Annotated in this window: 15 protein-coding genes and 1 tRNA gene; 5 read left to right on the top strand and 11 right to left on the bottom strand. The window is 60.8% G+C overall.

Annotated elements, in window-relative coordinates:
* Window positions 1–133: 133 nt before the first annotated feature.
* Window positions 134–1,207 carry a PDDEXK family nuclease gene (locus I2D57_RS04175; RefSeq protein WP_195361592.1) on the top strand — a complete coding sequence of 358 codons (1,074 nt, stop codon included), beginning with the start codon at window positions 134–136 and terminating at the stop codon, window positions 1,205–1,207.
* Here the strand turns inward: I2D57_RS04175 and I2D57_RS04170 are convergent.
* From I2D57_RS04170 to pheS, 6 genes are all read right to left on the bottom strand, one after another.
* Window positions 1,204–2,052 (bottom strand): hypothetical protein, encoded by an 849-nt coding sequence (locus I2D57_RS04170; RefSeq protein WP_229055623.1) that lies wholly within the window; start codon window positions 2,050–2,052, stop codon window positions 1,204–1,206. The genes I2D57_RS04175 and I2D57_RS04170 overlap by 4 nt on opposite strands.
* An 80-nt stretch (window positions 2,053–2,132) precedes the next feature.
* A complete protein-coding gene (locus tag I2D57_RS04165) occupies window positions 2,133–2,903 on the bottom strand; it encodes an energy-coupling factor ABC transporter ATP-binding protein (protein ID WP_229055622.1) in 771 nt (256 codons plus the stop codon).
* 46 nt (window positions 2,904–2,949) lie between these two features.
* Window positions 2,950–3,786, bottom strand: coding sequence for an energy-coupling factor transporter transmembrane component T family protein (locus I2D57_RS04160; RefSeq protein ID WP_195361589.1), 837 nt, complete (start codon window positions 3,784–3,786; stop codon window positions 2,950–2,952).
* Window positions 3,764–4,849 carry a cobalt transporter CbiM gene (gene cbiM, locus I2D57_RS04155; protein WP_195361588.1) on the bottom strand — a complete coding sequence of 362 codons (1,086 nt, stop codon included), beginning with the start codon at window positions 4,847–4,849 and terminating at the stop codon, window positions 3,764–3,766. The genes I2D57_RS04160 and cbiM overlap by 23 nt, the downstream gene beginning before the upstream one ends.
* 325 nt (window positions 4,850–5,174) lie before the next feature.
* Window positions 5,175–7,628 (bottom strand): phenylalanine--tRNA ligase subunit beta, encoded by a 2,454-nt coding sequence (pheT, locus tag I2D57_RS04150; RefSeq protein ID WP_195361587.1) that lies wholly within the window; start codon window positions 7,626–7,628, stop codon window positions 5,175–5,177.
* 180 nt (window positions 7,629–7,808) lie between these two features.
* Window positions 7,809–8,885, bottom strand: a complete 1,077-nt coding sequence (pheS, locus tag I2D57_RS04145; RefSeq protein ID WP_117797200.1) for a phenylalanine--tRNA ligase subunit alpha — start codon at window positions 8,883–8,885, stop codon at window positions 7,809–7,811.
* A gap of 504 nt (window positions 8,886–9,389) precedes the next feature.
* Here pheS and I2D57_RS04140 point away from each other — a divergent pair.
* On the top strand, window positions 9,390–10,964 hold the full coding sequence (locus I2D57_RS04140; protein WP_195361586.1) for a carboxypeptidase M32: 1,575 nt from the start codon (window positions 9,390–9,392) through the stop codon (window positions 10,962–10,964).
* 97 nt (window positions 10,965–11,061) lie between these two features.
* On the opposite strand, the gene glmM is transcribed toward I2D57_RS04140, so the two are convergent.
* The 3 genes from glmM to I2D57_RS04125 all read right to left on the bottom strand — a co-directional run bounded on the left by glmM (window position 11,062) and on the right by I2D57_RS04125 (window position 15,961).
* Complete coding sequence (gene glmM / locus I2D57_RS04135) at window positions 11,062–12,393, bottom strand: phosphoglucosamine mutase (RefSeq protein ID WP_161115731.1); 1,332 nt, start codon at window positions 12,391–12,393, stop codon at window positions 11,062–11,064.
* Window positions 12,394–12,476: 83 nt separating this feature from the next.
* Window positions 12,477–14,789, bottom strand: a complete 2,313-nt coding sequence (locus I2D57_RS04130; protein WP_195361585.1) for a DUF4012 domain-containing protein — start codon at window positions 14,787–14,789, stop codon at window positions 12,477–12,479.
* Window positions 14,790–14,938: 149 nt separating this feature from the next.
* Window positions 14,939–15,961, bottom strand: a complete 1,023-nt coding sequence (locus I2D57_RS04125; RefSeq protein WP_195361584.1) for a DMT family transporter — start codon at window positions 15,959–15,961, stop codon at window positions 14,939–14,941.
* Window positions 15,962–16,250: 289 nt separating this feature from the next.
* On the opposite strand from I2D57_RS04125, the gene I2D57_RS04120 reads away from it, so the two are divergent.
* A tRNA-Val gene (locus I2D57_RS04120) sits at window positions 16,251–16,325 on the top strand.
* A 226-nt stretch (window positions 16,326–16,551) separates the two neighbouring features.
* Window positions 16,552–17,238 (top strand): DUF5710 domain-containing protein, encoded by a 687-nt coding sequence (locus I2D57_RS04115; protein ID WP_195361583.1) that lies wholly within the window; start codon window positions 16,552–16,554, stop codon window positions 17,236–17,238.
* Between the two features lie 444 nt (window positions 17,239–17,682).
* Here I2D57_RS04115 and I2D57_RS04105 read toward each other — a convergent pair whose 3' ends face one another.
* Window positions 17,683–18,765 (bottom strand): HNH endonuclease, encoded by a 1,083-nt coding sequence (locus I2D57_RS04105; protein ID WP_195361581.1) that lies wholly within the window; start codon window positions 18,763–18,765, stop codon window positions 17,683–17,685.
* Window positions 18,766–18,980: 215 nt separating this feature from the next.
* Between I2D57_RS04105 and I2D57_RS04100 the strand changes: the two genes are divergently transcribed.
* Window positions 18,981–19,472 (top strand): hypothetical protein, encoded by a 492-nt coding sequence (locus tag I2D57_RS04100; RefSeq protein ID WP_195361580.1) that lies wholly within the window; start codon window positions 18,981–18,983, stop codon window positions 19,470–19,472.
* Between the two features lie 100 nt (window positions 19,473–19,572).
* Here I2D57_RS04100 and I2D57_RS09875 read toward each other — a convergent pair whose 3' ends face one another.
* Window positions 19,573–20,274, bottom strand: coding sequence for an ATP-binding protein (locus I2D57_RS09875; RefSeq protein ID WP_229055621.1), 702 nt, complete (start codon window positions 20,272–20,274; stop codon window positions 19,573–19,575).
* Window positions 20,275–20,336 lie beyond the last annotated feature (62 nt).

The raw sequence follows: 20,336 nt of genomic DNA, 5'->3' as shown, positions 1-20,336 counted from the left end.
TGCGGAGGGCATTTTGGCACCAATGACCAGATTGCCATGCTGGTTGCCGCGCACCCCGATCGTCTGTGGGGATTTGCCGGATTGACGCTGGCATCACTCGCTTCAAAGAGATGATTTCGGCCAGGAGGGCATTATGGACCTGACGCTTTGTGGGCAATCCGCCTTTAACTACTACCGCATCCCGCCGCAGGTATTAGGCCTTTACCCCGCCATTAGCCTTGGCAATATGGATCGCAGATGTTGTGGCCTCGGAAGTCATGCAGTTGTAAAAGACCTGCTTCACGCACCACTTCACAGGCTTGTATTCACTCGGGCACAATCCGGGTCGCGAAGCCTGTTTAAATCGCACCTCCTGACCCAAGAACCACCTCCGGGGTCGTTTAGGCAGACTGAACATGGGTTTGATGTCACGTCACCGGAGTTCACGCTGCTCAGCCTTGCCACGCAGGTCTCACGCAACCAGTTACTCATGGCGTGCTACGAGATGTGCGGCTCCTTTGCAGTGTTTAAGCCCTGCGAGCGAACGCAACAACAACTCGATGAAGCTATTTCGCTTAAGTTCATTCCACCCAACTGCGGCTGGGAGCGAGTTAACGACACCAAGGGCAATGACACCAACTTGTGGAAGCGCACGCCGCTTCTTACCGCAACGGATATCGCCGCGTTCGCCAAGCAAGCCGCAGGCCTGCGCGGCGTCAAACAACTGCGCTGGGCGGCCGAGCACATGACGGGGCAGGCCGCCTCGCCCTTCGAAGTACAGACCTCCATGCTTATCTCGCTCCCCCGCGACGAGGGCGGCCAGGGCATCGAGATCGCCAACAACGCGCGCATCCCGCTCAGTGAAGCCGCACGTTCGCTGTATGACAAAACCTGCTGCTACGCCGATATCCTCATCGAAAGCGCCACCGACAGCATGGGCGTCATTCTGGAATGCCAAGGCCGCTCTGCCCACGACAGCGAAGCCGCGAGCCTCTCCGATGCCGAGCGCGCCACCGCACTCACAAGCATGGGCTACGACGTCATCCAAATTACCTATGACCAGATCAAGGAGAAGAAGAGCTTCGACCACATAGCCGAGCTCATCCATAAAAAGGCCGGGCTTCCCCACATCCCAAAGACAAAACAGGAGCGCATTGCCGAAGATACCTTACGGCAAGAGCTACTTGTCGATTGGGTTGAGCTATTCACTGCCGGGCCGGCCGGCTAGCAGCTAGTGATCAGGGGTAGTGCAGGCACATCGGGCGATTCGGCGCGAGCCGCAAATCCCGCCTCGGTCAGCTCGATGACTTCGGTGAACGTTGCATCGAAAAACTCCTCGGTTAGCAGGCGGTATGGCGGATGGTCGGGCTCACCGGGGTTTTCGCGCACGATCTCGTGCATAACGCCGATGGTCTTGAGCACATACTCCTTATGGATGGGATACTGCCCAAAACGCGTCGCCGCAGTATACAGGCGATCGGTCGCGCGCGGAATCGAAACAATGCCGAGCGTCTTGCCAAACCAGTCAAAGTCGCCTTGCTTTTTAATGCGGAACTCCTCGCACGGCTTGCCGCCGTGCGCCTCCAGGTACTGATTCACGCGCGTATTCCATACGGTATCGGCCACCAGATGCGACCAGACACCCAGCGTCAAATCGAGCAACGACTGCGCCACGTCCTCGGACGCAAGCGAGAACTCACGAGCGCCGGGACCGACAACCGGCTCGGCATCCCTGTAGCGCTGGGGATAGTGCACGCGATTCAGTCGCTCGCGCTCCTCGATAATCGAGGTCGCCGCGGCTGGCGCACCGGTGGGCGAACTTTTAAGCAACGGTGCCACATAGGTATCCCAGAACTCATGCTCACGAGGCTTAGGGATAGGCTCGGGCTTTGCAAAGTGCGTAATGCGGTACGGGATGGGATCGGCGATGCCAGGGACCATATAGCCCACGAAGATATCCGGAACCACGCAGCCAAACAAAAAGGCATTGCGGTCGCGCACGCTATTGGCAAGCGCACCGGTGCGCTCCAGCAAACGCTCCGTCTGAGCGATATGAATGTTCCAGCTTGGCATAGCCACCCCCATAAAAAACCTGGATAACTATACCATCACGGCAAAGCCGCGCGGACGGCTACGCACGCTCTACGCAGCAACTAGTCCGTAGCACCGCTTTCGGTTCCATACGACGACGAAGATGCCTCGACCACATGGTGATATCGATCGATATAGATTGCACGGGCACCCAGGCGTCGCACCAAATCCTGGTGATGCGTGCTCATCAAGACCGTCTTACCCGCCGCGACATAAGCCAGCAAGAAATTGACCACGATGTCGCATGAATCCTCGTCGAGCCCATTGGTAGGCTCGTCGAGGACCAAGATATCCGGGTTCATCGACACCACCGCAGCCAGCGCAACACGCTTCTTTTGCCCGCCCGAGAGCTGATAGGGAGAGGCGTCGGCAAGGTCGGCAACCTGGAACAGCCCCATGGCATCGCGCACGCGGCGCTCGAGCTCGTCTGCCGGCAGACCCATCTGCGCGGGACCAAAAGCAACTTCCTCGCCCACCGTGGCGCAGAACAGCTGGGCATCGGCGTTTTGGAATACGAAGCCCACGCGCTGGTGGAACTTCTGAGCAGCAGCAGAATCCTTCAGATACGCCGCATCGACCACGTGCCCGTCAAACAGGTATGCCCCTGCGTCCGCGAGTTCAAGGCCGTTAATAAGGCGCATAATCGTCGTCTTACCGCAGCCGTTGGGACCGAGCAGGGCAACGAGTTCGCCACGATCGACCTGCAGCGACACGCCATCGACAACCGTATGTCCCGCATAGGAGAACACTACGTCGCGCAGCTCGATGAGCGGCGTGACCTCGGCGCCGCCCGCACCGTTCGTGCCCGCCGCATTATTCATATCGATCGTCAAAACGTCGCCCTTCCCTATTTGCATCCCCAGCCGGAACCAGCAGCGCCTACAGCACCGCGCATAACACTGCCAGCAGCGCCACGCCGGCCGCGTAAACCGCATCGCGCCAGCCAAACCCGGCGCGCGCGGGCGCCGGATACGCACCGGCAAAGCCGCGGCAAAGCATAGCCTCGTCCATCGCGCGGCTGCATTCCATCGCCTTGATAAACGTCATGCCCATGATACCCGCCAGCGAGTCGGTGCGCGAAAAACCCGCAGGCGCACGACCCACGCTGCGCAGCATGACCGATTCGCACAGATTGTGCGCCGTGCGACCCAGCACCTCGATGTGCTTGAGCGCCATATCAAACGTAAAGATAACTTCGTCGGGTAGATGCAGCATCTTGAGCGCCGCCGACATGCGGCTCCAGGTAAGGGTCCACGAAACGCCCAGCACCAGCGACACATTAATGAAGGTCTTGATCGCGATCTTGAGCATGGCGCCCGTGGCAGACGCGCCCAGCAGCAGGGCAGGCAGCGCCAAAACCACGGCAAACCCTGCGGCGCCGAGCGCCGGCACAAAGGTCGCGCGTAGCCCGCGCACCGGGCGCACCGCGACCAGCACCAACACGATCGCCGCCATCAGCATCAGATACAGCGGGCTTTGCGTCAGACACACGCACAGGACGCAAACGAACATCCCCACCAGGCGCACCGGAGCCGAAACGCAAGAAAGGACGCGGTCGACCATCGACCCGCCCTCGTGCGCGCCTCCACCCAGGCGAACCCGCTCAAGCAGGCTCGCCAGGTGCAGGACATTCTTTTGCATCACACGATGCCGAGCCCCCGCGGGCTCGTAACGCTGCTCGACCGCAAGCCAGCTAGGCAGCTCGGCTATTGCCATGAGCACCGCTTTCCTTGACCGTCAGCGAGACCAGGCGGAATACGATGGTGAGCACCGCCACGCCAATCACACCCGAAAGAATATACATCGCGGCCTGGCCGGCAAAGCCAAGGCCTTGCTCCTCGGAATAGGCCTGCAGATAATCGCCCGTGGGCAGGGCATCGGCAAAGGTCGGGGTATCGAGACCGACCGAAGCCTGCAGGCTGTCGTCACCAGCCTCCTGAACGGCGGTCGCGGCGCCCTCGGCGTCCCACTCACCCCAGGCGTCACCCGTGGCCAGCAGGCCCAGCGGCGTGGCCACGACAAGTACGGCAACCAGGATGAGCGTGGGGACCAGCGAGGTCTTCTTGGCAGCAGCGCCTTCGGCAGCAAGCTGGCCATCGACGGCCTCGGGACCGACGATAACGCCCGGCGCCGTCTTCTTAATGAAACCGTAAATCGCAGCCGTCGCCACGCCCTCGACCACGCCGGCAACCAGCATATGCGGGATCATCATGGCAGGAACGGCAATAGACAGTGGGAAGGGGCAGTACAGCGGCGCGCCCGAAGCGTTGGTAAAGAGCATCGGCTGAATACCAAACTCGATTGCCGCGCACAGGGCCGCCAGGCACAGGCCGACCCAGCCGCTTACGATGGCCGAAACCGAGGTGCCCCAGCTCTTGTCGTGCAAACGGCTGTTGAGCGCACGGAACACGATAGCAGCGGCAAACGGCAGCACGAAGGCCATGTTAAAGCAGTTGGCGCCAAAGGACAGGATGCCGCCGTCGCCAAACAGCAGCGCCTGCAGCGCCAGCGCGACCGAGACAGCAATGGCCGCGGCCTCGGGGCCCAACAGCAGCGCGATGAGTGCGCCGCCGACGGCGTGGCCTGTGGTGCCGCCGGGCAGCGGAACGTTAAACATCATGAGCAAAAAGGAGAACGCAGCGCAAATACCCAGAAAGGCCATATGCTCGCGATCGAGCGTGGCGCGCACTTTCTTGATGCAATGGACCCAAACGGGCACCATCGCCACCGCCATAACGGCATCGGTCTGCGGGGACAGATAATTATCGGGAATATGCATGAGCCCTCTCAATCAGAACGTTGCGTGTTACGTTTCCAACAATCCGTAACACCGACTCTGCATACTAACAAAAAGGCGCACCGCCCACAACGCAGCACGCCCTTGCAATACGTCCGTTATTAACCCAGGTCCACGCACCGTCCAATAAAGGCCCATGCACTCCCAACTTTCCGGTCACCCGGAAGAAGGTGCGGTCCGCTCGCAACAAGGTTAACGCAGGAACCCGCCCCCGAGAGGGGTTTTCTAAGGCAACATCCCGCAGCCGCGAAGCGGCGAGGACGTTGCCGTGAAAACCCCGCAGGGGGCGGGTTCCGAACGGCAAAGATTACGAGCGAACCTCGCCGTTTACGCCCTTGCACACCTTGGTGACGATCTTCTGGTGCGCCCTCTCGACCTCTTCGCTGGTAAGCGTGTGGTCGTCCGAGCGATACGTGAGCGCAAAGGCCATGGACTTCTTGCCCGCTCCGATGCGGATGGGATCGCGGTAGACGTCGAACAGGCGCACGCCCTCGAGCAGCTTGCCGCCGGCGCTGGTAATACGGCGCTCAAGATCCTCGCAGGTCACGGTGTTGTCGACCACGATAGCAAGGTCGTGCTCAACAGCCGGGTACTGCGAGAACTCGCGGTAGTTCTCCTGATTGCGGGCGCCCTTGACCAGCTTGTCCAGGTCGAGCTCAAAGGCAACGACGACCTCGTCGATACCACAAGCCTCGCGCGCCTTGGGGTGAATCTCGCCGACCCAGCCCAGCACGGTGCCGCCGGACAGAACCTCGGCCGCACGACCCGGCTGCAAGAAAGCGTAGCCCTCGCCCTCGACGGGACGGAAGCGGACCTTCTCGATGCGCAGCTGGGCGAGCAGCTCCTCGACAATGCCCTTGCCAAAGAAGAAGCGCAGCTTGCGGTACTTCATGTTCCAGGACCGCTCGCTCCACTGGCCCGAGAGCACACCCGCCACGGACTTGGTCTCCTTGGGCAGGCTGGCGTTCTCGCGACCGTGGAACAGGCTGCCAACCTCGTACAGGTGCACGTTGGGCGTGCCGTGGGCCTCGTTGTAGGCCACGGACTGCAGCAGGCCCGGCAGCAGCGAACGACGCATCTCGGTCTGCTCGGCTACCAGCGGGTTCATGAGCACCACGGGACAGCCGCGGCCTTCGGTGGACATACCGATCTTCTCCAGGTCGCCCGGAGCGGCAAAGCCAAAAGTCGTAGTCTCGTTGAGGCCGCAGGCGCGCAGGATCTCGCCGACCTTACGGGTGAGCTTCTGCTCGCGGGTCAGGCCGCCGATGTGGTTCTTGGCAGCCGGAATGGTCGCCGTCACGCGGCCCATGCCCCACAGGCGCAGGACCTCCTCGATCAGGTCGATCTCGCGCGGCAGATCGGGACGGAAGCTCGGCGGGGTGACCATAAAGTCCTCGCCGTCGCGCTCGACGGTGCAGCCCAGGCGGGTGAGCGAGCGCTCGATAAAGTCAGGCTCGATGTCGGCGCCGCAGATGGCATGCACGCGGGCCAGGCGCAGCTTAATGCTGTCGATGGTCTTGGGCGCGGGGAACACATCCACGTAGCCGGGAGCGACCTCGCCGCCGGCGATCTCCTCGATGAGCGCGCAGGTAACGTTGGCGACGTCCACGCAGCCGGTCTCGTCGACCTGGCGCTCAAAGCGAATGGAGGCGTCGGAGATCAGCGACAGATCGCGGCTGGTGTGCGAGGTGCGACCGGCGTTGAAGCAGGCGCTCTCGACCATCACGTCGACGGTGTCGTCCTCGATCTCGGAATCCATGCCGCCCATAACGCCGGCCAATGCCACGGGACGCTCGCCGTCGGTGATAAGGCCCATGCCGGCGTCGAGAACGCGCTCCTCGCCGTCGAGCGTCGTGAACTTCTCGTCTTGCTGGGCGGCGCGAACCGCCACGCGACGCCTGCCATCGCGCTCGGCAAAGGTGTCCAGGTCAAAGGCGTGCAGCGGCTGACCGGTGAGCATCATCACGTAGTTGGTGATATCGACAATGTTGTTGTGCGGGCGCACGCCCAGGGCGTTGAGGCGCTTGACCATCCAGTCGGGCGAGGGGCCGACCTTCACGTTGCGCACGATGCGGGCGACGTAGCGGTCGCACAGGCCCTCGTCGGCAATCTCGACCGAAAGCTCGTCGTCGGTCGCGCGGCCGGTCTCGGCCTTGATGGCGGGCAGCTCAACGTGGAAATCGCGGTCGAAGATGGCGCCGGTCTCGCGGGCCATGCCGATCATGGACAGACAATCGGGACGGTTGGGCGTGATCTCGCAGTCGAGCACGGTATCACTCGAGCCCACGTACTCGGCAAACGGCATGCCGCAGGGCGTGTCCTCGGGCAGGATCATGATGCCGGAGTGGTCGCCGCCCAGGCCGAGCTCGCGCGCAGAGCAGTTCATGCCCATGGACACGACGCCGCGAAGCTTGCTCTTCTTGATCTTGACGTCGCCGGGCAGGACAGCGCCAATCATTGCCGTGACGATGTGGTCGCCGGCCTCGAAGTTCTGCGCGCCGCAGACGATCTGCAGCGGAGCGGGGTTGCCGTCGGCGTCGAGGTTCTTGTCGCCCACGTCGACCGAGCACACATACATGTGGTCGCTATCGGGATGCGGGGTCTTGGTGAGCACCTTGGCAGTCACCACGTGGTCGAAGGACTCGCCCACGGTGTCGATTGCCTCGACCTCGGTGCCGGTACGAATATATTCGTCCGAAAGGGTCTTGGGATCCTCCGGAATATCGATCATGGTCTTGAGCCAGTCGTAAGAAACGCGCATCTAACTGGTCTCCTTTCATCTGTAACGTCTGCAATAAACAGACGGAAAACTCCAGCTACGGAGACGGGTTTCCGAGGTGCCGCAGATTGCCTTGAAAGAGGAGGGCCGCGTACTTAGGTACGCAACCGACGATTGAAAGGCAAGGTGCGGTGGCTCGGGAAGCCGCCGGGACAGGTCAACTTAAAATTGGTTCAAGAAGCGCATATCACCTGTCATGAGCGTTCGCAGGTCCGGCAGGTCGTAGCGCAGTGCCGCGACGCGCTCGGCGCCAATACCAAAGGCGAAGCCGGTGTACTTCTCGGGGTCGATGCCGCAGTTGATCAGGACGTTGGGGTCGACCATGCCGCAGCCCAGGATCTCGATCCAGCCGCTGTGCTTGCAGAAGTTGCAGCCCTTGCCGCCGCAGACGTGGCAGCTTACGTCCACCTCGCAGGAAGGCTCGGTGAAGGGGAAGAAGTGCGGGCGGTAACGCGTCTTGCGGTCCTCGCCAAACATGCACTTAACAAAGTAGTCGAGCGTGCCCTTAAGGTCGCCAAAGGTGATGCCCTCGTCGACGACCAGGCCCTCGATCTGGTTGAACTGCGGCAGGTGGCAGGCGTCGGCCGTGTCGGGACGGTAGACGGTGCCCGGGCAGATCATGTAGATGGGCGGCTTTTGCGACTCCATGGTGTGGATCTGCACGCCCGAGGTCTGGGTGCGCAGCAGTACGTCGGACTCGCCATGGGCATGCGCCTCGGGGTGCGCGACGCTGCCGGGGTTGTTGTCGACCACGTAGAAGGTGTCGCGGGCCGAGCGGCTCGGGTGATCCATGGGGGCGTTGAGCGCGGTGAAGTTGTAGTAGGAGGTGTCGACCATGGGACCGGACTCGACGGTGTAGCCGATGCCGCAGAAGATGTCCTCGGCCTCCTCGATGATCTGCTTGATCAGGTGCTGGTGACCGATCTGCGGACGGATGCCCGGCAGCGTGATGTCGACGGCGTCGTGCTCCAATGCGTGCTTGAGGGCGGCGGCCTTCATCTCGGTCGTGCGCTCGTCGAGCATGCCCTCGATCAGCTGGCGCATCTCGTTGGCGCGCTTGCCCATCACGGGGCGATCCTCGGGGGCGAGCTTGCCCATCATGCGCATCAGGCCGGTGATGCGGCCCTTGCGGCCGAGCAGCTCAACGCGCGCGGCCTCGAGCTTTGCGGCGTCGTCGGCGCCTGCGACGAGCTCCTTGGCCTCTTCCTCGAGTTTGACCAGATCATCAATCAGACTCATGTCTTCCCTTTCGTCTCTCGCGCATCCACTTGCCGCGGCGGTTGGAGCCACCCGGCGCTGCGAATGTGCGGCCCGGTTCGGTAACAAAAAACCGCCCTCGGGCATGTGCATTGCCCAAGGACGGTTGAATTCCGCGGTACCACCTTGTTTGACCCGGCGGATGTCTGGCCCGCCGCGCCCACTCTGTGCCCCTTGTCGCGAGGCTCACGGCTTCCCTACTGGGGACATCGCCGCCGCTGGCCGCGCGCCCGTTGAGGTCGCTGCTCGGGAGTGAACGCTTGGCCCTTGTCACCGCAGGAAGGCTTGCAGCCCATGACCTTCCCTCTCTTGCCGGCGACGCGGCGGGCAAAACCCTCTCCGTCAACGCATTGGGCTATAGGATAACACATTCTGCGAGCATATCGCCGCGTTCCGTTTTGTTCGTGCTGGGTACAAGGCAGGTAGCTGTGCAAACTGGCCGTGCGCCCATCCATGGCGCTCGGCTCGCGAGATCAAGGATATGGTATGGGTAAGAAGCACGATAAGAAGACCAAGCCCGCAGTGGGCAAGACGCCCAAAGGCATGAAGGTCGATAAGGCCGTCAAAAAATTCCGCAAGCTCGAGGGCAAGCTGTTGACTCGTGAATACCTGCTCAAGATTGCCGAGTTCGATGGCGCGACGATTGCCCCCGCCAACGGCGCCGCGGCCCGCGCCGATGCTATGGGGACCCTTGCCGGCGAACATCACAAGCTCCTGACCAGCAAAAAGTCCGTTGAGCTCGTGCACTCTCTCGCGCGTGAGACGGTCGCGGGCGAAAAGATCGACGACCCGCAGCTGCTCGACGAGATTCGCGTGCTCGGCCGCGACCAGCGCGAGGCAAGCGTTATTCCTACCGAGGAGGCCGAGGCCTGGACCAGGCTCACCTGCGAGGCCGACGCCGTGTGGCACAAGGCCAAGACGGCCAACGACTGGGCGAGTTTTGAGCCCTATGTGGATAAAATCGTCGCCCAGCTTAAGCATCAGGCCGAACTCATGGACCCCAAGCGCGACCCATACGACGTTTGGCTCGACCAGTACGAGCGCGGCCTTTCTGCCGAGAGCTTCGATGCGTTTTGCGATGAGGTCAAGGCGACGGTCGTGCCGCTCGTGCACGCCATCGGCGAGCGCGGCCAGCAGCCCGCTACCGACTTTTTGCACGCCCGCGTGCCCGAGGCCGCCCAGCGCGCCATGAGCTTCGACCTTATGAAGCTCGTCGGCCTGAACCTGAACGACACCACGCTTGCCTTTACCGAACACCCGTTTAGCGAAGGCTTTGCCGTGGGTGACGCGCGCATCGCGACACACATCTACGAGAACGATTGCATCTCCAACGTCTACAGCATCATCCACGAGGCGGGACATGCCATGTACGAGCTGGGCGTCAATCCCGCCTATGCGCGCACCTGTCTTGAGGGCGGCACCTCCATGGGCATCCACGAGAGCCAGAGCCGCTTTTTCGAGAACACCGTGGGTCGCAGCCGCGCCTTTATGGGACCGCTGCTCGAGGTGCTGCGCCGCCACGCACCCGAGGTCTACGGCGACGTCGACGAGGACACGCTCTACCACGCCGTGAACATCGCGCAGCCTTCGCTGATCCGCACCGAGGCCGACGAGCTCACCTATCCGCTGCACGTTATGGTGCGCTACGAGATCGAGCGCATGCTGTTTGCCGGCGAGGCAACGGCCAAGGACATCCCCGCACTTTGGAATCGCTTTATGGATGAGTACCTGGGCATTCCCGTTCCCGACGACACGCACGGCTGCCTACAGGATACGCACTGGAGCGGCGGCTCGTTTGGCTACTTCCCCACGTATGCGCTGGGCAGCGCCTACGACGCCATGTTCGTGCCGGCCATGTGCCGCGACGGCGTCGACCTTACCAGCGCCTGTGTGAACGGCGATTTGGCGCCCGTCCGCGCCTGGCTGGGCGAGCACATTTGGCAGTGGGGCCGCGCCAAGGACGCGCCGGAGCTCATCAAGGGCGCGTGCGGCATGGCGTTCGATGCCCGCTACTACTGCAGCTACCTGCAGGACAAGTTCACCACGCTCTACGAGCTGTAAGGCATAACCGACACGCCAACGCAAAGGGGACGCCGCGGAACCAATCCGCGGCGTCCCCTTTCCACCTAGTTGTTTAAGAACGTCCCCAATGACTACCTTACAGAGCTTCCAGCGCGGCGGCGATGCGCTTCATGGCGGCATCGGCAGATGCTTGGTCGGGCGCCTCGGCCAGCACGCGGATAACCGACTCGGTTCCGCTCTTGCGCACGAGCACGCGGCCCTCGCCTGCCAGCGCAGCCTCGGCCTCGGCGATGGCGTTCTGCACGCCCATGTTCTCGAGCGCGGCGTCCTTGTCCGCCACGCGCACGGCCACCTGCGCCTGCGGCAGCAACTTGCACGGAGCCGTGAGCTGCGAGAGCGTCTCGCGCTCGGCACGAATCACTTCCATCACGCGCAGCGAAGTCATAATGCCGTCGCCCGTGCGCTCGATATCGCCAAAGATCGTATGGCCCGTCTGCTCGCCGCCCAGGCTGTAGCCGCCCTCGCGCATCTTGGCATACACGTGACGGTCGCCCACGCCGCTGGTCACGGCGCTCAGGCCGGCAAGCTCCAACGACTTGACAAGGCCAAAGTTACTGGCAATCGTCGGCACCACGGTACCGCCCGAGAGGCGACCGTGCTTGTTCAGATACACGCCGCACACGTACAAAATCTGGTCGCCGTCTACCACGCGACCGCGCTCATCCACGGCCAGGCAGCGGTCGGCATCGCCGTCGTAGGCAAAACCCACGTCCAGGCCCTGCTCCACCACGTGGCGCTGCAGGCGCTCCATATGCGTGGAGCCGCAGTCGACGTTGATGTTAAAGCCATCGGGCGCGGCGTTGATCACGCGCACGTCGGCGCCCAGCGCGTCAAACACCGGCTTGGCCACCGAGGAAGCCGAGCCGTTGGCGCAGTCGATGCCGATCTTGACGCCCTGCAACGAAAAGTTCGCGCTGGCGATGAGCGAAGCAATGTAGCGGTTGCGGCCCTGCATGTAGTCCACCGTGGCGCCGATGTGGTTGCCCGTGGCCAGCGGCACCTCGCTCTTGCCATCGATATAGTCCTCGATGAGCTCCAGTACGTCCTCGTCCATCTTAAAGCCGTCGCTATTGACGAGCTTAATGCCGTTATCGCAAAACGGGTTGTGGCTCGCGCTGATCATGATGCCGCAATCGAAGCAGCCCTCCACGGTCTGATGCGCTACGCCCGGCGTGGGGATCACGTGCAGCATATAGGCGTCCGCACCGCTCGCGACCAGACCGCTCACCAGCGCCGCCTCGAACATATAACTCGAGCGACGTGTGTCCTTGCCCACGATAACGCGCGCCTTAGCACTGCGGTTGGCGCCGTAATACCAGCCCACAAAACGGCCAATCTTATAAGCGTGCTCTACCGTCAGCCCAACGTTGGCCTCGCCGCGAAAGCCGTCGGTGCCAAAGTACTTCATGCGCTCTCCTTACAAAATAGGGGCGAACAGATTGCCTGTCCGCCCCAAAATGGTACTCGATTATCTGCGCTACCAGAAAAACCCTACGCCGACGCGCTGTCGCGAGCCGCCTGGCATGTAGGAGTCTGACGCAGCGTAAGCGGCTTGTCCCCCGCCTCGGCCGACGTGGTCAGCGTATACGTGATCGTCGTCGTCTCGCCAGCATGCAGGTCAACGGTTCCTGAATAGCAGGGAACTCCGTGCCAAGTGGCAGCGAACAGTCCAAACTGAGTCCCCTCGACGTTTAGATCGGTAATGCTGCCGCCTGTCGGCGCAAACAGTGATACATACAAGCGCTCATCGTCACGCGAGGTCCCAGGCGCACTGGCCGCTACGTAGTCGGGCAGCTTACCTGCCTCCTCCTGCGTCATGATGTTCGTCAGGGTAACGGTGATGCGATACGAGCAAGCGCCGTCGCCGTTCTTCACGCCCTGACCAATCTGCGTATCGGCGTTCAGATACCAGTCGAGCTTGGAGAAGCTCAGGTTGTTAAAGTAGACACCAGCAACGGGATCTTCACTCGGGTCATCCGGATCGGGCAGTGAGGCGTCGATGTTCATCTCCTTGATAGCGTTCTGCTCGTCATCGTTTTTCATCCACGCGATCAGGCGGCCCTCTTCGGCACCGCGCTCAACGGCGCTGACAAGGTTCGCAACATCGACGTCGCCGATACCGCCAAGGATCTTGTCGAAGGCAGCGCTGGCGACGGATGCAAAGATGCCGTCCGACTCCTCGACCGGATAGTTCCAGTACACATCATGCATAAGCACCTTCGCCGCGTTAGTGCCGTCAACGACTGTACCGTCGGGCAGTGAAACATTACCCACGAGGCCCAACAGATACTGCAGGAATACCGGATCGATACCAATGACGCCATCGACGTCCTGACCATATTCAGACTTCCACAGCGCGGCGACACGCTGCGAATTACGGGGCCAGTCGGGCGAATAGGTGTTGCCCGAGATGTATAGGTTGCTGTGGTCACCAAACAGCGTCTCATCTTCTTCGTCGACGCTCTCAACCGCCTCGTCTTTGCTGCGCGCAATGCAGGGAACAAACTCGCCAATCGACATCTGGCCGTCGGTGACCGAAATCAGGCCCTGCGAACCGCCAAAGCCACCGCAAGCACGAATCTCGACGTTGTTCATGGCGTACACAAGGTAGTTGCGCGTCTGGCCGTTGGCGCCGAGCATCTGGGGAAGGACGGGGGCGACCTTCTCCGCCGCGTCAACCGCGCCGTTGAGGGTGGCAAAGCCGTCCTTGGCCTTATCGACCAGCTCGGTCACCTGGGAAATATGAGTATCGCCAATGCCCTGGACCTTCTCGTTGGCGCTCTTGAACACCTTTGAGCTGCTGGAAAGCGAATCGGCGACCGCCTGCAGCGCGGACACGTTAATCATGCCGTCCTGGAACAGCTTGCCGGGCGTGGCCTGCGAAAGGTTGTCGGCCATGGGAACCAGCGCGTTGCTCGAGACATCGGACAGGGCATCAATCATGGTGCGGGCTGCGTTGATGTCACTGCCATACACCGGGATAAACGAAGCCGCCGTCCACAGCGGGCTCGAAGTCTCCGCCTTCATGCTGTCGCAGAGTTCATCGATCTTCTTCGCGTCGTCAGGCAGCGTCGAAAAATCGCCCGACGTGACCTTGTCCTTAAGGCCACCGACGATCTCGACAGCCTCCTTCGCTTCGCTCTTTACGGTCTTTGCCGAGTTAAGCAGCATAAAGCCGCTTGCGCCAAGCGCAACGAGAAGCACCGCGAGTACAGCGGCAATAATGGCGCCGGTGTGACGCTTTTTGCGCTCGCCCTTGCGATGGCGATGACGGACCAGACCGTCAGAGGTCGAACTCGACGAAGCGTCGCTACCGTAGTTCAAGCCAAAATCGTAATAATCTTCCTTGGAACCCGAGCCCGCAAACTCGGCACCGCTATCATCCAGGCGGGCGAACGTGCCAGTCTCGGAGGCGCCGGTGTAGATCGTGCCAAGGTTACCCGTAAGCCCCGCGCCACCGGCAGAGGGAGTATTGTTGTCGGCCTTGCCGGCATTAACGTTGCCGGCGGCATTCGCGGCGTTGGCAGCACCTGCGTTGTTCGCAGGTACCGAAGGAGCCCCGCTCGGCTGCGACGCGGAGGTTGCACCGCCCGCAAAGACATTCCCTCTTGCACGGCCGGTCTTTTTTGCCTTTTGAGACTGCTCGTACAGAGCGGTAAACATCGCCGTCTCGCCCGGGGACACGCGCTTACCGGAGCCGCCCTGTCCAGCGTCGCCCGGCGTGCCGGCCTTACCAGCCCCGTTCGGACGCGGCGGAACTGCAGGACGGCCGCTATCGCTGCCCTTAAAGTGATTACCAGCCATAAAGAAATCCTCGCAATTGAGTCGCAATGAAAAAGTCCATATCGTTACTAGTTTATGGCATTTTGAGCATCGACAGCTAAACTCCAGACACGGACATCAATTGGCGAAAATGCGGCACAACACCTTTTCTGTCTTGGCGGCGGCGTCAACTACACCGTGAGGAACATCATCACGATGATCATGGCAAAGCCGATAAGGTCGGTCGGCAAAAACACCGTGCCCAGCATAACGGCGCTGGTGATGGTCGCCGAAACCGGCTCCACAGTTCCGATGAGGCTCGCACGCACCGAGCCGATGTCCTTAACGCCCTGCATATAGAGCATGTAAGCAAAAAACGAGCCGATAACCACGAACACCGCGAGCGCCTCGATACCGGCGGCATCGAGCGCCGGCATATGCGCCCAGGGCTGCACGAAGACACATGAGACCACGCCCGCCGTGAGCATTGCCGAGCCCGTGACGATGGGGCTACCGTATTCGGGCAGGATCTTGGCGGGAATCACCGCCATACACGCGGCGCTGACCGCACACATAAGACCTGCTGCCAGGCCAAGCGGCGAGATATTCAGGCTGGTGGGGTCGCCGCCGGTGGCGATTAAAAAGGTTCCACCCAGAGCCAGGCCAATGCCGACGACTTCGCGAGTACGCGGCATGCGGCGATCGGTCACGCAGGCGTAGCCCATGATGATAACGAGCTGCAGGCACTGGAGCACCGTCGCGGTTCCGGCGTTCGTCAGGCGCACGGCCGAAAGATAGCAAAACTGATTGAACAGCAGGCCAAAGGCGGTAAAGAGCAGCAGCTGCTTGCGATCGGCGGGTGTGGTCCAGAGCTTAATCAGGCGCTCGCGGTCGCGCGTAACAACCACGGCCATAAAGAGTAGACCGGCGAGAATCTGACGCGCGCTCATAAGCCACAAGGTGTCGACGTGGTAGATATCGAACAGAAAGCTCGCGCTGGTGCCCGAGAAGCCCCAAAACGAACCGCCCACCAGCGTAGCCAAGACGCCCGTGATCATCTTGCGCGACGACGCATCGTTAAGGCGCTCGCGCCAGGCGCGACGGGTGTTGCGGCTGAGCTCGTCGGTGCCCTCGGGCACATCAATGTTCGATATATCGGTCATCGGCACCGAAGCCCCTGTGCCTTCGACCTGCTCGACACACTCTTTGCTCATTCCACTCCCCCGAAACAGCCTAGAAACAATTCGGCTTACCTTACCACGGCGAAGCCACCAGCTGGAGGCTTGTCCGCTTATCGGTAGGACAATTCCGCAGGCGTCTTTCCATAGCTCGATACCGCAATGGCCTTGCATTATGCGACAGCCAAATCGCGGCAGCAGGCTCTTTTGAAATGGATATGACAAAGCCCCCGAATTCCACAATGTAAGCGATTTTTAAAAATGTTCTTGCCACCGAGTTCAGGCTCCGTTATATTATCCCTTGCGCGCTTGCGCACCCTTGATCGGGCGTTTAGCTCAGGGGGAGAGCGCTTCCCTGACACGGAAGAGGTCAGAAGTTCAAATCTTCTAACGCCCACCAAATGTTCGCAGCTCAGAGGCTATGTCCTCTGGGCTGTTTTGTTTTATGTCGCCAAATCCGCTGGCAGCTCCAACCGCCCAACTAGCCAAAATCCGACCATCTACTTGCCGATCTATCCATCGGCATAACCAATCAGTCCGCACCGCAACTTCTCAGCAAAACGCCGCGATGTCTGCGCCCTGCGGTATCCTTGGGCCACTTGCACCTGCAGCACCAAGGAGCCGCCATGCGCACCGAGCTCGATGTCCCCTTTTCGCACAAAGAAGAAGCCAAGGCGCTGGGCGCCAAATGGGACCGGACCAAGAAGGTCTGGTATGTACCCAGCGGCGTCAACCCCGAGCCCTTTGCCGAGTGGCTGCCCGGTGTTGACCGATCCGACCCCTCAGCGCCGTATATATATCTAGTACTGGGCAAGCGCGAGTGCTGGAAGTGTCACAAAGAGACCTCGGTCGCGGCCTTCGGCATTCCCTATCGAACCGATAACGACGAGAGCGTCGCCATCGCGCACGCGCCCAACGAATCCGGGCACATTGCCATCGACACGGCCAACGCCAACGCACTCGCCATCGTGCCCGCTCTTGGCTGCGTGCCGGGCGAGATCCGCGACTACCTTCATAAGCGCTGCGGCTACAAGCCCGTAGGCGCGCGGGCCTCCAAAGCCCCGTCGCTCGGCAACACGTGCACCAGTTGCGACGCGCTGCAAGGCAGCCGCTATCTGTTCGAGGAGCCCTCGTCCCCGTTTGCCCTCACTGCCATCAACAAGCTGCCGGCACTGGAGTTTATACGCGTCGAAGTTGCCGGCGTCTTTGGCGTCCCGGTCACGCGTACCGACTTTGACCAGGCGCTCTTTACCTGGGCACGCGACCATCACGCCGAGTTCCACAAGCAACTCGGTGAGGGGATTTATTTGTAGAGGCAAAAGACACTCACAGCCAACTCCTCCGCATCACCTATCCCTCGTCGCCGGCGTCATACACGATATCGAGGCCACAAACAGGGCATTTCTCCGGATACACCGGCATATGAACGCCTGTCTGTTTTCTCACTTCGTCGCTGAACCTGTCGCGCGCATCGATGAACCGAATGTCGAGACACGGTATTTGCGAGCCGCAGCAAGGGCAGGTGACGACAAACGACCCGCAATCAACCTCTACGCTCGGAAACATATTGTTGTCTATAAGGGCACACGGCAGTTTTCCGTACTTCCCCATCGCAATATCGCCTCGCCAGCTCATACACGCTCCACTCTCGCTATACAAAACAGGAAGAGCATGCACCGGCGGGCGTGCGCGAGATTGCATCGCCACGCGATCCGATCAAACAACACGATCGTCAAAGAATGCCAAAGCCAAATACGCTAATACGGCGGAAGCCCCGCCTTTTCACGCTTCTTTTCCGAGCGATCGAACTCAATGCGATGGGCCTCAAGAAACACCGTATTGGGTCGCCACTGACGCTCATTCGGCTGCCTTAGCGTCGCACCCGCAAAGGAAGCGTAGCCGGTCTTATCCAGCAGGTACGATCCGCACAGCCGATATTCGCCGCAAACAGGCTCAAACGAAATCAGGTGAGCATCAAATAGGGAATGAAGATCGCGTCGAAGCAGAATGCCGTTGCTGGCAACCTGCGATTTGGGTCCCGAGTAATTCTCGATATGTGCAGCCTCCAGAGCTTCGCTGACGCCGCAGTCCGACACCGCGCAACGGCCATCATAGGCGGCAACGAGCTGCTTGCGGAACCATTGCTGCCCCAATCGCTCGCGCCTTAACGCATAGCGGACCTTTTCGTCGTCGGTCGTACCCTGTCCGGCAAACTCAATATCGACGGGCATGTGCTTCAGATAACTCATGTCGGGCGCAAAACGAGGGTCCGGTCCGCCTTTATGAACAGGACCGTGCAGAACAAACCATTCGTTTTCGGGCTCGAACCGTTCAACAAACGCAAGGCCGAGCACCTTGTAGCCCACCTCGGTTGCAAATATGACTCCGACTGGAACGCCACATTCCATGCAGTTGAGCATTTTACGGTTGTAATTCTGGTCTCGAAAACCAACGGTACCCGGCGCTTGAACCGAGTACTTAATGACCCACGTACCATCGTCCAAATAGAGCGGAGGCACATCGGTGTAGAAGCTCTTTTTAGAGTTATGGACCGAAAGCGCAAAGATCTTATTGGGATCTTGCTTCACCCGATCCTGGCCCGGCCAGAAGATCCCTGAATCCCGCGTTACGGGAAAGAAGTCCGAGCCAATTCTCAAACGATACTGATACTGAGGGCTATCTTCCTTGGTGTGGTGCGGAAGGCTGGTCCAAACGCCGCCGCGCTGTTCCTCACCCAGAAACCACTCCCATGCCTCAACGTATTCGGAAGGCACGAGACTGCAGGCGCGGTCATAGCTTGGTCCATCCATCAACGGAACAGCAAGGTCAATGTCGTTCATCGCCAGCACCTACAACCATACGAACGCGAGTCATGCCCCTCAATGATATGGCCGAGAGTCAATTATTACAAGATCTCATTCCGCGATCGGCACATCGTTGATGCTCTCGGTTTGCCGCTGGCGCGCTTGTACCCCGCTACCCCACTCCCCTGTATACTGATGTAGCACGTGTTTCATCCGGGCTTGTTGGGCCGGGTCGTTCATGGGAGGTTCTTGTGGCTGTTTCGAATCCGCCTAAGGGAAGCGTTTCTTCTTCGTCCATCAAGCCGGTTACGCGCAAGGCCGTGCGTTGCCAGCGCGAGGTCGCTTGGCTTGTCACGCAGGCGGCGGGCAGGCTTGTGGCGACCACTCAGGACGTCAATGCGCCTACGCCGAGCTTTGTGTTAGCGGCGGCGCTGGATTTTGTGCGCCAATTGGAGCTTGCCGCACAGGATACCAGCGGCCACCTCGACTACCAGAATGTTATGGCGCCCGACCTGCAAACGTTCTGCCACATGGCCAAGTTGCCCGCCGCGCCCAATGCGCTTTCGGACGCAGGCTACATGTTTACGCTTTCGGGCGCGGACCTTATCCGCGACATCTATGCATACTGCAGCGAGCTCGCCGAGCACCACGTCTTTGACGCGGCAGAAGTCAAACCGGGATATGTCATCAAGCTGGTTCTTAGGCTGTTCTTGATGGACGGGTTCGGGGCCATGCCGGCGTAAGCCGAGTCTTTAGCATCACCGTCGACTGGGCAACAACCGCTTTACCTTAATGGACGCCAATCGAGGGTCGATTATTGGGTCGCCTCGTCCACTAACGCATCTATCCCACGCGCTCCGACAGTCGATACTTGCGGTTGCGGCTCGTCGCCGGCGCCGTGGGCTCAAGCTCGCCTTGAGCAATGAGCGCGTTGACGCGCGACCTAACCTGGGAAATTGTGAGCCCTGTGTGCTCTGCCAACTCGCGCGTCCCCAGCTCGCCGTAGTGTTTGAGCGCCGTCACAATTAAGCCCCCGCCATGATCGACCGGCTCGATCTTTGAACGGTAAAGTACGACCTTGAACCGATCGAACCCCGGGCAGAACAGGGGCTCGGCCAGACCATGCGCGCGCATGGCATCGATCATCATCGGGATGCCCGAGCCATTGCCCTCAGCCGGCGAACCTGCGCCATCCGGCAGCGGGACAATCGACATGAGTTTCACGAGCGTCGCGTTACGGCATCGGGAGCTGCCGTCAAACAAGTTCTCGCGAGTCTTTCCCCCGTAAAGGCCGCCAGGATTCGTCACCTCGACACGATCGTCAAAGACGTCGACGGTAATCGATTGTCCACAGAACCGATCCCCATATTCTCGATGGATTACGGCGTTGGCGATTGCCTCGCGCAGAACCTCCTCGGGGATCTCCAGCGAGTCGACACGCGAGACACCTTGGACGGTCGAGGTTCGCCGCAAATTCTTGGCGACGGCCGCGACGGCATCCGAGATCATCTCGCCCAACGTTCCCTCACAGATTGTGCGGTCCATGAACCTCAGCGACCCCGCCGTGCCTTTCCGGGTCCCCGCATAGACAGCCATGTCGATAAAGA

This window comes from Collinsella aerofaciens (genome assembly GCF_015553355.1).
Classification (GTDB): Bacteria; Actinomycetota; Coriobacteriia; order Coriobacteriales; family Coriobacteriaceae; genus Collinsella; species Collinsella aerofaciens_V.
This window is presented reverse-complemented; position numbering and strand designations above follow the sequence as displayed.